At 68.7% G+C, this 13956-nt stretch carries 15 protein-coding genes; 13 read left to right on the top strand and 2 right to left on the bottom strand.

The window, feature by feature from the left end; translation table 11 throughout:
• Nucleotides 1-6: 6 nt before the first annotated feature.
• From FCG67_RS11085 to FCG67_RS11060, 6 genes are read left to right on the top strand one after another with little or no spacing between them, the layout of a single operon-like run.
• Complete coding sequence (locus FCG67_RS11085) at nt 7-318, top strand: urease subunit beta (protein WP_136909739.1); 312 nt, start codon at nt 7-9, stop codon at nt 316-318.
• Nucleotides 318-2039, top strand: a complete 1722-nt coding sequence (locus FCG67_RS11080; RefSeq protein WP_136909737.1) for an urease subunit alpha — start codon at nt 318-320, stop codon at nt 2037-2039. The genes FCG67_RS11085 and FCG67_RS11080 overlap by 1 nt, the downstream gene beginning before the upstream one ends.
• Before the next feature lie 16 nt (nt 2040-2055).
• Nucleotides 2056-2694 carry an urease accessory protein UreF gene (locus FCG67_RS11075; RefSeq protein ID WP_136909735.1) on the top strand — a complete coding sequence of 213 codons (639 nt, stop codon included), beginning with the start codon at nt 2056-2058 and terminating at the stop codon, nt 2692-2694.
• Nucleotides 2695-2738: 44 nt separating this feature from the next.
• Entirely contained in the window at nt 2739-3416 is a 678-nt protein-coding gene (gene ureG / locus FCG67_RS11070) for an urease accessory protein UreG (protein WP_077041737.1), read from the top strand.
• A 4-nt stretch (nt 3417-3420) separates the two neighbouring features.
• A complete protein-coding gene (locus FCG67_RS11065) occupies nt 3421-4092 on the top strand; it encodes an urease accessory protein UreD (protein ID WP_136909733.1) in 672 nt (223 codons plus the stop codon).
• The gene (locus FCG67_RS11060; protein ID WP_136909731.1) at nt 4089-4439 is read left to right on the top strand and encodes an ArsR/SmtB family transcription factor; all 351 of its coding nucleotides are present in this window, start codon (nt 4089-4091) and stop codon (nt 4437-4439) included. Before FCG67_RS11065 ends, FCG67_RS11060 begins: the two co-directional genes overlap by 4 nt.
• On the opposite strand, the gene FCG67_RS11055 is transcribed toward FCG67_RS11060, so the two are convergent.
• Nucleotides 4440-5849, bottom strand: a complete 1410-nt coding sequence (locus tag FCG67_RS11055; protein WP_136909729.1) for an NAD(P)/FAD-dependent oxidoreductase — start codon at nt 5847-5849, stop codon at nt 4440-4442. It abuts the gene before it with no gap.
• 221 nt (nt 5850-6070) lie between these two features.
• Between FCG67_RS11055 and gdhA the strand changes: the two genes are divergently transcribed.
• Complete coding sequence (gdhA, locus tag FCG67_RS11050) at nt 6071-7420, top strand: NADP-specific glutamate dehydrogenase (RefSeq protein WP_246045001.1); 1350 nt, start codon at nt 6071-6073, stop codon at nt 7418-7420.
• On the opposite strand, the gene FCG67_RS11045 is transcribed toward gdhA, so the two are convergent.
• Nucleotides 7413-8201, bottom strand: a complete 789-nt coding sequence (locus tag FCG67_RS11045; RefSeq protein WP_136909725.1) for a helix-turn-helix domain-containing protein — start codon at nt 8199-8201, stop codon at nt 7413-7415. The genes gdhA and FCG67_RS11045 overlap by 8 nt on opposite strands.
• A 133-nt stretch (nt 8202-8334) precedes the next feature.
• Between FCG67_RS11045 and FCG67_RS11040 the strand changes: the two genes are divergently transcribed.
• The 6 genes from FCG67_RS11040 to FCG67_RS11015 all read left to right on the top strand — a co-directional run bounded on the left by FCG67_RS11040 (nt 8335) and on the right by FCG67_RS11015 (nt 13944).
• Complete coding sequence (locus FCG67_RS11040) at nt 8335-8697, top strand: nuclear transport factor 2 family protein (protein ID WP_077041733.1); 363 nt, start codon at nt 8335-8337, stop codon at nt 8695-8697.
• Nucleotides 8698-8891: 194 nt separating this feature from the next.
• On the top strand, nt 8892-10283 hold the full coding sequence (locus FCG67_RS11035) for an MFS transporter (RefSeq protein ID WP_211243165.1): 1392 nt from the start codon (nt 8892-8894) through the stop codon (nt 10281-10283).
• A gap of 113 nt (nt 10284-10396) precedes the next feature.
• Entirely contained in the window at nt 10397-11539 is a 1143-nt protein-coding gene (gene nicT, locus FCG67_RS11030; protein ID WP_136909723.1) for a Nickel transporter NicT, read from the top strand.
• Nucleotides 11540-11605: 66 nt separating this feature from the next.
• Nucleotides 11606-11935 (top strand): hydrogenase maturation nickel metallochaperone HypA/HybF, encoded by a 330-nt coding sequence (locus FCG67_RS11025; protein ID WP_136909945.1) that lies wholly within the window; start codon nt 11606-11608, stop codon nt 11933-11935.
• 3 nt (nt 11936-11938) lie between these two features.
• A complete protein-coding gene (hypB, locus tag FCG67_RS11020) occupies nt 11939-12754 on the top strand; it encodes a hydrogenase nickel incorporation protein HypB (RefSeq protein ID WP_136909721.1) in 816 nt (271 codons plus the stop codon).
• 134 nt (nt 12755-12888) lie between these two features.
• Nucleotides 12889-13944 (top strand): NADH-quinone oxidoreductase subunit B family protein, encoded by a 1056-nt coding sequence (locus tag FCG67_RS11015; protein WP_136909719.1) that lies wholly within the window; start codon nt 12889-12891, stop codon nt 13942-13944.
• Nucleotides 13945-13956: the final 12 nt, after the last annotated feature.

Raw genomic sequence — 13956 nt, 5'->3', positions numbered from 1 at the left:
CAGCAGATGATCCCCGGTGAAATCCGCTGCGCCGACGGCGAGATCGAGCTGAATCCCGGCGCGCCGCGGACCGAGCTCGAGGTGCTCAATGTCGGCGACCGGCCGATCCAGGTCGGCAGCCACGTGCACTTCCCGCAGGCGAACGCGGCGCTGCGGTTCGACCGCGCGACCGCGCACGGGCTCCGTCTCGACATCCCCGCGGGTACCGCCGTTCGCTTCGAACCCGGGCTGAGCCAGCGCGTGAGCCTGGTCCCGATCGGTGGCACCCGTGAAGTGCACGGCCTGAATCTGACCGCACCAGGAAAGCTGGACCGCTGATGAGCTCGTTGAGCAGGCCCCGCTATGCCGCCCTGTTCGGACCCACCACCGGCGACCGGATCCGGTTGGCCGACACCGACCTGTTCATCGAGATCACCGAGGATCGCTCCGGCGGTCCGGGGCTGGCCGGCGAGGAAGCCGTCTTCGGCGGTGGCAAGGTGCTCCGCGAATCCATGGGACAGGGCCGCGCGACCCGCGCCGAAGGGGCGCCCGACACCGTCATCACCGGGGTGGTGGTCCTCGACCACTGGGGAATCATCAAGGCAGACGTCGGGATCCGGGACGGCCGGATCGTCGCGCTCGGCAAGGCAGGCAACCCGGACACCATGACGGGGGTGCATCCCGACCTGGTGGTCGGACCGTCCACCGAGATCATCGCGGGTAACGGGCGGATCCTGACCGCGGGCGCGATCGACTGCCACGTGCACTTCATCTGCCCGCAGATCATGGAGGAAGCTCTCGGTGGCGGGATCACCACTCTGATCGGCGGCGGCACCGGCCCGGCCGAGGGGTCGAAGGCCACCACCGTGACGCCGGGCGCCTGGCACCTGTCGCGGATGCTGGAGGCGCTCGACGGGTGGCCGATGAACATCGCGCTGCTCGGCAAGGGCAACACCGTGAGCGCGGAATCCATGTGGGAGCAGTTGCGCGGCGGCGCTTCCGGATTCAAGCTGCACGAGGACTGGGGCTCGACCCCGGCGGCGATCGATGCCTGCCTGTCCGTCGCCGATGCGGCGGGCGTCCAGGTCGCGCTCCACTCGGACACACTGAACGAGGCCGGCTTCGTCGAGGACACCCTCGCGGCCATCGCGGGACGCGGGATCCACGCGTACCACACCGAGGGGGCGGGCGGCGGGCACGCGCCCGACATCATCACCGTTGCCGCGCAGGGGCACGTGTTGCCCAGTTCGACGAACCCGACCCGCCCGCACACGGTGAACACCCTCGACGAGCACCTGGACATGCTCATGGTGTGCCACCACCTCGACCCGTCCATCCCCGAGGACCTGGCGTTCGCGGAGAGCCGGATCCGGCCGTCGACCATCGCGGCGGAGGACCTGTTGCACGACATGGGCGCCATCTCGATGATCGGCAGCGACGCGCAGGCGATGGGTCGGATCGGTGAGGTGGTGCTGCGCACGTGGCAGTCGGCGCACGTGATGAAGCGCCGGATCGGGGCCCTTCCCGGTGACGGCGCCGCGGACAACAACCGGGCCAGGCGCTACGTGGCGAAGTACACGATCTGCCCGGCGATCGCGCACGGACTGGACGCCGAGATCGGGTCGGTTGAGGTGGGCAAGCTCGCCGACCTGGTGCTCTGGGAGCCCGCGTTCTTCGGGGTCCGTCCGCATGCCGTGATCAAGGGCGGCGCGATCGCCTGGGCCGCGATGGGCGATGCCAACGCCTCGATCCCGACCCCGCAGCCGGTGCTGCCGAGGCCGATGTTCGGCGCCGCCCCGAAGGTGGCCGCCGCGACCTCGGTGCACTTCGTGGCCCCGCAGGCGATCGAGGACGGGCTCGCCGACCGGCTGAACGTTGACCGCAGGCTGGTGCCGGTGCTCGATGTGCGCGCACGGGGCAAGGCGGACATGCCGCTCAACGACGCGCGACCCCACATCGAGGTGGACCCCGACACGTTCACCGTGCGGATCGACGGGCAGGTGTGGCGCGAGCAGCCCGCCACCGAACTGCCGATGGCCCAGCGGTACTTCCTGTTCTGATGGCGGTGCGTACGCGATGACCTCGAGACTGGCGAACCTGCTTGCGTTGGCCGACTCCCGGCTGCCCACCGGAGGTCACGTGCACTCCGGGGGAGTGGAGGAGGCCATCGCCTGCGGGCTGGTGCGGGACCTCGCGACGCTCGACGCCTACCTGCGCAGGCGGGTCGGCAGCACCGGGCTGGTCGCCGGGTCGATCGCCGCGGCGGTGTGCGGCGGTGCGCTCGCCACGGGCGAGGCCGATGCGGAGACCGACGCGCGGACCCCGTCCCCCGCGGGGCGTGCCGCGTCCCGGGCCCAGGGCCGGGGGCTGCTGCGGCTGTCCAAACGCGTGTGGCCCGAGCACGACTGGTCGGTTCTCGGCTCCCGCCCGCACCTGGCGGTGGCAACCGGCGAGGCCGCGCGGGTCTGCGGGATGAGCGATGCCGAGGCCGCGATGGTCCTCGTCTACACCACGATGACGGGGTCCGCGATCGCCGCGCAGCGCCTGCTCGCCCTCGACCCTGCGGACGTGGCTGCCTGCACCTTCGCGCTCTCCGAGCTGTGTGACCGGACGGCGGATCTCGCGGCGACCGGACTCGCCGACCTGTCCGACCCGTTGCTCGACGTGGTCGCGCAGGCGCACCTGGACCGCGAACGCCAGCTGTTCGCCTCGTGAACTCCCCGACTGCCCGAGAACCGCACCATCCGAAGGAGATCGACATGCCCCCGCACCTGATCGACGGTGAACCGCATCAGCACACGCACGACCGGCCCAAGCGGGTGCGGGTGCCGGGAGAGCCGCTGCGAGTGGGTATCGGCGGCCCGGTCGGATCCGGCAAGACCGCGCTGGTGGCCGCGCTCTGTCGTGAGCTGCGCGACGAACTCTCGCTCGCGGTGCTCACCAACGACATCTACACCACCGAGGACGCGGACTTCCTGCGCAGGCATGCGGTGCTGCCCGACGAGCGGATCACCGCGGTGCAGACGGGTGGCTGCCCGCACACCGCGATCCGCGACGACATCACCGCGAATCTCGACGCGATCGACGACCTGATCGAGGCGAACCCGCCCCTGGACCTGATCCTGGTCGAGTCCGGCGGTGACAACCTCACCGCCACCTTCTCCTCGGGGCTGATCGACGTGCAGATCTTCGTGGTCGACGTGGCGGGCGGCGACAAGGTGCCGCGCAAGGGCGGACCGGGCGTGACGTTCTCGGACCTGTTGGTGGTCAACAAGACCGATCTCGCCCCGCTGGTCGGCGCGGACCTGACCGTGATGGAGACCGACGCGGCCCGGGTCCGCGAGGGCAGGCCGACGGCGTTGATCTCGCTGACCGCAGACCCGGCGGCGACACCGGTGCTGGCCTGGGTGCGCGAGCAGTTGGCCGCGGCGGTCTGATCGGGTGCACACCGCGCTGACCATCGTCGCCGAGCGGGGCCGCTCCCCGCGGATCCGGGCGAGCGGCGGACTGGCCGCCCGGATCACCGGGCCCGACACCGTGCACCTGATCTCCGCGGCGGCGACGCCGCTCGGCGGCGACCACCTCGAGATCGTGCTGCGCGTCGGGCCTGGCGCGAGCCTGACGGTGCGCACCGTCGCGGCGGCGCTCGCGTTGCCAGGGGCCGAGGAACTGGTCTCGACCGCGCGCTGGGACATCCGGGTGGACCGGGACGCGGAGCTGCTGCTCGACCCCGAGCCCATGGTCGTCGCGGCGGACGCGGACCACCGGACCCACACCCGGCTCGAGCTGACGTCCTCGTCGCGGGTGACGGTGCGCGAGCGGGCCCAGATCGGGCGCACCGGGGAGCGCGGCGGGCGATGGTCGGGCGCGCTGCACGCGGACCTGGACGGGATGCCGTTGCTGCGGCACCGGCTGGAACTGGGGGCGGGGACGGTGGGGCACGACCTGCTGGACTCGCCGATGGCGGTCCAGAGCGAGCTGGTGTTCCCCGACGAGCGGTCCGCGGTGGTCGAGAGGTACCCCGCGGGTGGGTCGTGGGTGCGGATGCCCCTTGCGGCGGGCGGCAGCCTCGGGACCCGGCTGGGCCGCGCGTTGGCTACGGTGAACTCATGACCGGTATCCCGCCCGCGTTCGACCCGGAACAGGTCGCGCAGGCCCGCGCTGCCGTCGAGGCGGTGCCGGACCTACCGGAGTGGGTGCGCCGGTTCGAACTGCTCGGCGACCCCACCCGGCTCCGGATCCTGCTCGGTCTGCACCGCGCCCCCGGCATCTACGTCTCGGATCTCGCGGCGGCGCTGGACATGAGCACCACGGCCGTCTCACACGCGCTTCGGCTGCTGCGCAACCAGGGCTGGGTCGCGGTACGGCGGGACGGCAAGAAGATGAGCTACTCGCTCGACGACGAGGTCGTGCACCGGATGCTGCACGACCTCGGCGCCACCCACGCGCACAACGGCTAGCTAGCCCGCCTTCTCCCGCTCCTCACCGGTGGAGACCGCCAGCGGATCGCCGATCAGGCCTGCGTCCTTGGCTCGCTCGTAGTCCTGCAACAGGTCGATCGCGTTGCGCGCGAACACCTGCTGTTCCGTCGATGCCATCTGTGCGCGGCCGCGGCCGAGGAAGCTGACGGTCCAGGACAGGATCGTGGAGAACTTGCTGCGGAAGCCGACCAGGTACATCAGGTGGATCACCAGCCACGCGACCCAGCCGATGAAACCGCTGATCTCCAGCTTGCCGACCTTCGCGACCGCGCTGAAGCGGGAGATGGTCGCCATCGAGCCCTTGTCGAAGTACTTGAAGGGGTGCCGCGTCTCGGGGGACTCACCCGCGACGGTGGCCTTGATCTGCTTGGCGGCGTACTTGCCGCCCTGCATCGCGACCTGCGCCAGTCCGGGCAGGTTGTCGAGCGACATCATGTCGCCGATGACGTAGACGTTGGGGTACCCGGGCAGCGACAGGTCGGGGTTGACGTGCACGCGGCCGGCGCGGTCGATCTCGGCGCCGGACTGCGCCGCGAGCTGCTTGCCCAGCGGGCTGGCCTGCACGCCCGCGGACCACACCTTGCACTGCGAGTCGATGCGGCGCTCGGTGCCGTCCTTCTCCTTGACGACCAGGCCGTCCACGTCGACGTCGGTGACCATCGCGTTGAGCTGGATCTCGACGCCCAGCTTCTCGAGCCGCGCGGCCGCCTTCTCGCTGAGCTTGCCGCCGTAGACGGGGAGCACCGCCGGGGCGCCGTCGAGCAGGATCACCCGGGACTCGCGGGAGTCGATGTTCCGGAAGGCGCCGGTGAGGGTGCGATGGGCCAGCTCGGCGATCTGGCCGGCCAGTTCGACGCCGGTGGGGCCCGCGCCGACCACGACGAAGGTGAGCAGCCGGGCGCGCTCCTCCGGGTCGTTGGAGAGCTCGGCCTGTTCGAAGGCGCCGAGGATGCGGCCGCGCAGTTCGAGGGCGTCGTCGATGGTCTTCATGCCGGGCGCGAACTCGGCGAACTGGTCGTTGCCGAAGTAGGACTGACCGGCGCCCGCGGCGACGATCAGGCTGTCGAACTCGGTGACCGTCTCTCGCTCGAGCAGTCGTGAGGTGACGGTCTTGGCCTCGAGGTCGACCTCGAGAACGTCGCCGAGCAATACCTGGGTGTTCTTCTGCTTGCGCAGGACCAGGCGGGTCGCGGGGGCGATGTCGCCGACCGAGAGGATGCCGGTCGCCACCTGGTAGAGCAACGGCTGGAAGAGGTGGTGGGTGGTGCGAGCGATGAGGGTGACGTCGACGTCGGCGCGTTTGAGTGCCTGCGCACCGAACAGTCCGCCGAAACCGGAACCGATGACCACGACGCGATGGCGGCGCGATTCCACCGTCTGGATGCTCATTGACGCTCCTCCGCAGATCTGGATGACGAATCTCACGGTAGTCCCAGGCTCACCTCCCGTCCCGGCAAGTCAGGTCCGCGCCCACCCGTGTCGCGCCTGCGGCACGGGTGGGATCGGTCACCGCGGTGACGGGGATCACGGGCACCCGCATGCGGCCGTGAGGAAGTCTTGTGATTGTCTTTACTTTCCATCCCTGCAGATCAATGAGGAGGGCGGCCGCTGTGAGTGGGCATGTCCGTGAGCGCGTCGACAAGTACTTCGAGGAAGTTGTTCGTCGCAACGCCGGTGAGCCGGAGTTCCACCAGGCCGTCGCCGAGGTTTTCGAATCGCTCACGGTGGTGCTGGAGCGGCACCCGAACTACGCCGACGGCGCGCTGATCGAGCGGCTGTGCGAGCCGGAGCGCCAGATCATCTTCCGGGTGCCGTGGACCGACGACAACGGCAACGTGCACGTCAACCGCGGATTCCGGGTGCAGTACAACAGCGTGCTCGGCCCCTACAAGGGCGGCCTCCGCTTCCACCCGAGCGTCAACCTCGGCATCGTGAAGTTCCTCGGCTTCGAGCAGATCTTCAAGAACGCGCTGACCGGACTGCCCATCGGCGGCGGCAAGGGCGGCTCGGACTTCGACCCCAAGGGTCGCTCCGACGCGGAGATCATGCGGTTCTGCCAGTCGTTCATGACCGAGCTGCACCGGCACATCGGTGAGTACACCGACGTGCCCGCGGGCGACATCGGCGTCGGTGGCCGCGAGATCGGCTACCTGTTCGGTCAGTACAAGCGGCTGACGAACTCCTACGAGTCCGGCGTGCTCACCGGCAAGGGCCTGACCTGGGGTGGCTCGCAGGTGCGCAAGGAGGCGACCGGCTACGGCGCCGCCTACTTCGTCGCCGAGATGCTCAAGACGGCCGGCACCAGCATGGACGGCAAGCGGGTCGTCGTCTCCGGTTCCGGCAACGTGGCGATCTACGCGATCGAGAAGGTGCACCAGCTCGGTGGCACCGTGGTGGCCTGCTCGGATTCGGCCGGCTACATCGTGGACGAGCGCGGCATCGACCTGGAGCTGCTCAAGGAGATCAAGGAGGTCCGGCGCGGCCGGATCTGCGATTACGTCGACACCGTTCCGTCCGCCAAGTATGTTGCGGGCGGATCGATCTGGGACGTGCCCTGCGAGGTCGCGATCCCGTCCGCCACCCAGAACGAGCTCGACGAGAAGGGCGCACTGACCCTGGTCGAGAACGGGGTCCGCGTGGTCGCGGAGGGTGCCAACATGCCGACCACCCCCGAGGCGTTGCGCGTGCTGCGCTCGGCGGGCGTCGCGTTCGCCCCCGGCAAGGCCGCGAATGCGGGCGGCGTGGCGACCTCGGCGCTGGAGATGCAGCAGAACGCCTCGCGCGACTCCTGGCATTTCGACTACACCGACGAGCGGCTCTCGAAGATCATGTCGGACATCCACGGCCGCTGTGTCGCGACCGCTGAGGAATATGGCAAGCCGGGCGACTACGTCCTCGGCGCGAACATCGGTGGCTTCGTCAAGGTGGCGGACGCGATGCTCGGGATGGGCGTCATCTGACGCCCTCGGCGAGCGCCGCGGCTGTCGGCGCGTCGGCGGGGTAGAAGGTCTCGATCGCCAGCTCGGCGACCGTGACGTCCATCGGCGTGCCGAACACCGTGGTGGTGCTGAGAAACGCCAGTTCGCCTCCCGGCGTGGCGAATCGGAGCGGCACCACCAGGGCATCCGGGTCGTGGTCCGTCGGCGACTCGCCGGGGTAGGCCGACAGTTCGTCGGCCAACGCGGCGAGGAACGGATCCCCGGTGGTGACGATCTGGTGGTCGAGCCGGTGCAGCAGGTGACTGCGCCACTGGCCGAGATTGACGATCCGCGGTGCCATGCCCTCCGGATGCAGGCTCAATCGCAGTACGTTGACGGGCGGTTCGAGCAGGTGGAGCGCGCAGCCCTCGGTGAACATCGCGACCGCGGTGTTGCCGTCGATCATGTTCCAGTGCCGGTCGACGACGACGGCCGGGGCGGGCAGGTGTGCACCGAGTATTGCCGCGATCGCGTCGGCCACCGCGGCCATAGGCACGTCGGAGAGCTGGTGCTCCGGGTAGGCCGGGGCATAGCCGCCTGCCAGCAGCAGTGAGTTCCGCTCCCGCAGTGGGATCTCGAGCTGTTCGCTGAGTTTGAGCAGCATCGCCTTGGTCGGCTTGGACCTGCCGGTCTCGAGGAAGCTCACGTGACGGGCCGAGACCTCCGCCCGGGACGCGAGGTCCAGTTGACTGAGCCTGCGTCGCTCACGCCACCGCCGGAGCAACGTGCCGACCGGTTGCTGGGCCTCGATGAGGGTGGTCATGAGGCAACCCTAGGGCGGCCCGGGAAGCGCCGCCATTACCTCGGAGGTAATCGACGCGGCGCACCGTGACGGTCAGAGTTGTGTTCCGACGGGGGCCGAGGCGGCCACCGCGACATCCGACAGGAGTGACGACATGACCTTCGAGAACCTTGCGGCCCAGTACATCGCGGTGTGGAACGAGACCGATGCGGACCGGCGTCGCGCCGCGATCGACGCGCTGTGGGCGGCCGACGGCCGGTACGTGGACCCGATGGCCGCGGCCACCGGACGGGCCGAGATCGACGCCACCATCGGCGCCGTGCAGCAGCAGTTCGCCGGGATGAGCTTCCGGCTCAACGGCCCGGTCGACGGTCACCACGACCAGGCGAGGTTCGGCTGGCAGCTCGGGCCCGCGGGTGCGGAGGACCTGATCGAGGGGTTCGACGTGATCGAGCGCGACGCGGACGGCCGGCTGATCCACGTGCTCGGCTTCCTCGACAAGGTGCCGTCCGCCTGAGGCGTGCCTCCCGGCCGGACGACCACCGCGACTGCCTCGTCGGAGGCGGTTACGTGCCGGGTCGTCCGGTCCGGTGAGCACCGCTTCGGTGACCTGTGGAGCTCGCCACACACAGGTCTTCCACTGGATGTGTCGAGTCGATGATCAGTAGTCTGCGGCGTGTGAAGCCATCGTCGAGGCGGCCCGAACCGCGGATGCTGGTCCCGTCGCTGGTGTTCATCGCCCTGGTCGTCGCAGCGGTCGGCAGCCTCGGGGCGCCGCTGATCACCAGCGTGGCGACCACATTCGATGTGTCCCTGGCCAGCGCGCAGTGGACTCTCACCATCACCCTGCTGACCGGCGCCATCGCCACGCCTGTTCTCGGCCGCTTGGGGGCCGGTCCTCATCGCCGCGGCACCATCCTCGCCACGCTCGGGGTCGTGGTGGCGGGAAGCGTGCTCACGGTGCTTCCGCTGCCCTTCGCCTGGCTGCTCGTCGGCCGGGCGGCTCAGGGCGTCGGCTTGGGGTTGACCGCGCTGATGATGGGCGTCGCCCGTGATCATCTTCCCGAAGATCGCGCGGCCGCCACGATCGCCCTGGTGTCGGTGGCCTCCACCGTCGGTGTCGGCATCGGCTACCCGCTGGCAGGGTTGCTCACCGAACTCGGCGGTGTACGCGTCGCGTACGGACTCGGGGTGTTCGTCACCGCCGTCGCGTTCCTGGCGGCCCTGCGCAGCATGCCCGTACCACCCGAGGGGCGCTCGGCCCGGGTCGACAAACCTGGCGCGTTACTCCTGGCAGGCGGACTGTTCCTCGTCCTTCTCCTGGCGAGCGAGACGGGCCTGTGGATCCGACACCTCGGCCTCGCGGTGGCTCTGGCTGCGACCGCCGCACTCCTGCTCGGCATCTGGGCGGCCTACGAACGCCGTAGCTCGGCGCCGCTTGTCGATATCCGGCTGATGCGACACCCCGCCGTCGCCGGAGCAAACGCCGCGATGCTCGTCGGTGGCGTGGGCATGTACCTGCTGCTGACCCTCATCACGCGCTACGCCCAGACGCCGCAGAGCGCCGGTTACGGCTTCGGGCTCACCACCTTCGTTGCCGGGCTCGTGCTGGTTCCGTTCTCGCTGCTGGGATTCGTCGCAGGCAAGCTCACGCCTCGCCTGCGCGAGCGTATCGGTGCGCCGCCACTTCTGGCCGGTAGCGCCATCATCGTGCTGTTTGCTTTTGCCCTGTTTGTTGCCGCCCGCTCGAACCTCGCCGAGTTGCTGGTATCGATGGCGGTCCTCGGCTTCGGCGTCGGCGGTTTCTCGGCGGCGATGCCCTCCGTCATCCTGGCCGTCACCCCGACGGATGAGACGACGAGCGCCATGAGCTTCAACCAGGTCGTGCGCAGCGTCGGCTTCTCGCTCGGAAGTGCAATTGGTGGCCTGGTGTTGGCCGCCGGCACTCCTAGCGGGCATCTCTTCCCGACCGACGACGCCTATACAACCGCGGCATGGATCGGGATCGCGGCAATGGCAGTCACGGCGATCACGTGCGTCACGCTCGCCCGCCGGCCCGCGGCCCGAGAAGCCGGCACAATTCAGCCAATTGGGTTTCGCTGACCTGGCGGTGGCCACGGCCAGATACCGGCGGTCAAGGGCTTCAAGTGAACAACTGTGCAGGTATAGGCTGAGTGACGGCATCGGCTCGGTTCTCGCGCCCATCGAGGAACGTCATGACCGTGACATCCCGCTTCACCCGCACCGGGCTGATCCGCGCATGGCGAGACCTCGATCGCGGTGAGCGACGCAGCCTCGTCGGCATGGCGGTCACGGTGCTCGCCCTCAACGTCATCGGGTGGGGTGTGCTGTTCGTCGTCGTCGTTCCCGGGCAGTACATGGTCCATGGGTCCGCCTTCGGCGTCGGGCTCGGTGTCACCGCGTACACGCTCGGCATGCGGCACGCATTCGACGCCGACCACATCGCGGCCATCGACAACACCACCAGGAAGCTCGTCGCGGAGAACAAGAAGCCGATGTCGGTCGGATTCTGGTTCTCCCTAGGGCATTCCACGATCGTGTTCGTGCTCGTGGCGCTGCTGGCGTTCGGGGTGCGGGAGATCGCTGCGAGCCTGTCCGACGACAAGTCCGATCTCACGCGCTGGACGGGAGTGTTCGGCACCCTGGTCTCGGGGACCTTTCTGCTGCTCATCGGCCTGCTCAACCTGATGTCGTTCATCGCGATCCACCGGGTGTTCCGCGAGATGAAGAGGGGTGCCTACGACGAGGCGCGGCTGGAGCGGGAACTCGACAATCGGGGAGCCCTCAACCGGGTGCTGAAGCCGGTGGTCGCCGCGGTCCGCGCGCCGTGGCACATGTATCCGGTGGGGCTGCTCTTCGGGATGGGCTTCGACACGGTCACCGAGGTGGGGCTGCTCGTCATCGCGGGTGGCGCGGCCGCGACCGGGCTGCCCTGGTACTCGATCCTGGTGTTGCCGATCCTGTTCTGCGCGGGCATGTCGTTGTTCGATTCGATCGACGGCTCGTTCATGAACTTCGCCTACGGCTGGGCGCTGGCGAGGCCGCTCCGCAAGATCTACTACAACCTCGTGGTCACGGGGCTGTCGGTGCTGGTCGCGATGCTCATCGGTGCGCAGGAGATCATCTCGCTCCTCGCTGCGAAGTTCGACGTCACCGACGGGCTGCTCGGGTGGATCGGCGCGCTCGACCTGGGGGCGATGGGGTTCATCATCGTCGGGCTGTTCATCGGCACCTGGCTGACCGCCGTGCTGGTGTGGCAGTACGGCGGCGTGCAGGCGCGCTGGGAGTCCGGTCTGGCGTCGTCGCCGTCACCTGAGAAGGCGGCGTCACCTGAGTGACGAACCGTTGTGCCCGTGGTGGCCGCGTCCTAGGGTGAATTCCACCGAGGCCGGAGCGAGGCCGTGATGCACGAGATGTCGATCACCCAGAGCGTCGTCGACGCGGTGTGCGAGCGTGCGGCGGGCAGGCGGGTGCGGCGGGTCACGATCGAGGTGGGCACGCTCTGCGCCGTGGTTCCCGATTCGATGCAGTTCTGTTTCGAGCTGGCGACCGAGGGCACCGTGATGGAGGGTGCCAGCCTGGCGATCGATCAGCCGCCGGGCAGGGCGCACTGTCGCGGCTGCGGGGCGGATTTCGAGCTGACCGATCTGGTGGTGCTGTGCCGCTGCGGGAGCGCGGACGTGGAGATCCTATCGGGTCGCGAACTGCGGATCATGTCGATGGAAGTGAGCTGAGCTATGTGTGCAACATGCGGATGCGGCGACCACGCGGGTGCGGTGATCACGGTGCCTCACGACCATGCCGGTCACGATCACGATCACGATCACGCTCATCCACACGACCCTGCCCACTCACATGATCACGCGCACCAGCACGACCACGACGATCATCCGCACGAACACCTGCCGCCGACCGAGACGATCTCGCTCGAGCAGAAGGTGCTCGCGAAGAACGACCTGCTCGCACAGGAGATTCGGGAATGGCTGGCCGCCCGCGACATCCTCGCCTTCAACCTGACGAGTTCGCCGGGCGCGGGCAAGACCACGTTGCTCGAGCGCACCATCCGTGAACTCGGCAGCGCGCGCCCGATCTCCGTCATCGAGGGCGATCAGGAGACGTTGCTCGACGCCGAACGGATCAAGGCCACGGGATGTTCGGTGGTGCAGGTCAACACGGGTGCCGGCTGTCACCTCGACGCCGAGATGATGCGGCGCGCCCTCGACACGCTCGACCCGCCCAGCGGATCACTGCTGTTCGTGGAGAACGTCGGCAACCTCGTCTGCCCGGCCCTGTTCGATCTCGGCGAGCGCAGCAAGGTGGTGGTGATCTCGGTGACCGAGGGGTCGGACAAGCCGCTCAAGTACCCGCACATGTTCGCGGCAGCGGGGCTGGTGATCATCAACAAGACCGATCTGTTGCCGTATGTCGACTTCGATCTCGAGGCGTGCTCGCGACACGCGCGGTCGGTGAACCCGGACGTTCAGATCGTGCCGGTCTCGGCGGTGTCGGGCGAGGGCGTAATCGATTGGTACACATGGATTGACGCGCAATAGGGGCGCCGTGACGATCCTGCGACCATTGACAAGGTTCTTCCGGCGGGTGTAGACCGTGATGAGCGTCATACAAGTGGGCCGAGGGTCGACTCCGATGACGTAGGGGCACAGCCCTGCCCCGGAGAGCGGCACTGATGCCAACGGAGGCGGCAGTCAAAGCCGAAGAAACGTTGATCCACGTGCTGTGGATCAACGCGGGTCTCAGTTGTGATGGCGATTCGGTGGCACTGACTGCTGCCACCCAGCCCAGCATCGAGGAGATCGCCCTCGGTGCCCTTCCGGGCTTGCCGAAGATCGCCGTCCACTGGCCCCTGATCGATTTCGAGTGCGGACCGACCGGCGGCGCCGACGACTTCCTCGAGTGGTTCTGGAAGGCCGATCGCGGCGAACTCGAACCGTTCGTGCTGGTGGTCGAGGGATCGATCCCCAACGAGAAGCTGCACGACGAGGGTTACTGGTGCGGCTTCGGGAGTGACCCGGCCACCGGACAACCCGTGACGACGAGCGAGTGGCTCGACCGTCTCGCGCCCAAGGCGACCGCGATCGTCGCGGCCGGGACCTGCGCGACCTACGGCGGAATCCACGCGATGGCGGGCAATCCCACCGGTGCGATGGGCGTACCCGACTACCTCGGCTGGGAATGGAAGTCCAAGGCCGGGATCCCGATCGTCTGTGTGCCCGGCTGCCCGATCCAGCCGGACAACCTGTCCGAGACGCTGACCTACCTGCTGTACATGGCGACCGATCAGGCCCCGATGATCCCGCTCGACGAGGCGTTGCGCCCGCAGTGGCTGTTCGGTGCCACGGTGCACGAGGGTTGCGACCGCGGTGGTTACTACGAGCAGGGTGAGTTCGCCACCGAGTACGGATCGCCGACCTGCCTTGTGAAGCTGGGGTGCTGGGGCCCGGTGGTCAAGTGCAACGTCCCCAAGCGCGGCTGGATGAACGGGCTCGGCGGATGCCCGAACGTCGGCGGCATCTGCATCGGGTGCACCATGCCCGGGTTCCCCGACAAGTTCATGCCATTCATGGACGAGCCACCCGGCGGCCTGGTCTCGAGCACGGCGTCGGGGCTCTACGGCTCCGTCATCCGACGCCTGCGTCACGTGACCGCACGAACGGTGGAGAAGGAACCGCGTTGGCGCAATCCGGGTTCCACACTCGAAACGGGAGCAGTACGTACCTGGTAGCTCGACCTGTCG

It is taken from the genome of Rhodococcus oryzae (assembly GCF_005049235.1).
GTDB lineage: Bacteria > Actinomycetota > Actinomycetes > Mycobacteriales > Mycobacteriaceae > Rhodococcus_G > Rhodococcus_G oryzae.
Note: the sequence above shows the minus strand (reverse complement) of the source record. Positions and strands in the feature narration are given on the sequence as shown.

What these genes read in the sequence shown, in the direction of transcription:
- FCG67_RS11085 (WP_136909739.1), top strand. Translation starts at nt 7, where the DNA reads ATGATCCCCGGTGAAATCCGCTGCGCCGACGGCGAGATCGAGCTGAAT.
- FCG67_RS11080 (WP_136909737.1), top strand. Translation starts at nt 318, where the DNA reads ATGAGCTCGTTGAGCAGGCCCCGCTATGCCGCCCTGTTCGGACCCACC.
- FCG67_RS11075 (WP_136909735.1), top strand. Translation starts at nt 2,056, where the DNA reads ATGACCTCGAGACTGGCGAACCTGCTTGCGTTGGCCGACTCCCGGCTG.
- ureG (WP_077041737.1), top strand. Translation starts at nt 2,739, where the DNA reads ATGCCCCCGCACCTGATCGACGGTGAACCGCATCAGCACACGCACGAC.
- FCG67_RS11060 (WP_136909731.1), top strand. Translation starts at nt 4,089, where the DNA reads ATGACCGGTATCCCGCCCGCGTTCGACCCGGAACAGGTCGCGCAGGCC.
- FCG67_RS11055 (WP_136909729.1), bottom strand. Translation starts at nt 5,849, where the DNA reads ATGAGCATCCAGACGGTGGAATCGCGCCGCCATCGCGTCGTGGTCATC.
- FCG67_RS11045 (WP_136909725.1), bottom strand. Translation starts at nt 8,201, where the DNA reads ATGACCACCCTCATCGAGGCCCAGCAACCGGTCGGCACGTTGCTCCGG.
- FCG67_RS11040 (WP_077041733.1), top strand. Translation starts at nt 8,335, where the DNA reads ATGACCTTCGAGAACCTTGCGGCCCAGTACATCGCGGTGTGGAACGAG.
- FCG67_RS11035 (WP_211243165.1), top strand. Translation starts at nt 8,892, where the DNA reads ATGCTGGTCCCGTCGCTGGTGTTCATCGCCCTGGTCGTCGCAGCGGTC.
- nicT (WP_136909723.1), top strand. Translation starts at nt 10,397, where the DNA reads ATGACCGTGACATCCCGCTTCACCCGCACCGGGCTGATCCGCGCATGG.
- FCG67_RS11025 (WP_136909945.1), top strand. Translation starts at nt 11,606, where the DNA reads ATGCACGAGATGTCGATCACCCAGAGCGTCGTCGACGCGGTGTGCGAG.
- hypB (WP_136909721.1), top strand. Translation starts at nt 11,939, where the DNA reads ATGTGTGCAACATGCGGATGCGGCGACCACGCGGGTGCGGTGATCACG.
- FCG67_RS11015 (WP_136909719.1), top strand. Translation starts at nt 12,889, where the DNA reads ATGCCAACGGAGGCGGCAGTCAAAGCCGAAGAAACGTTGATCCACGTG.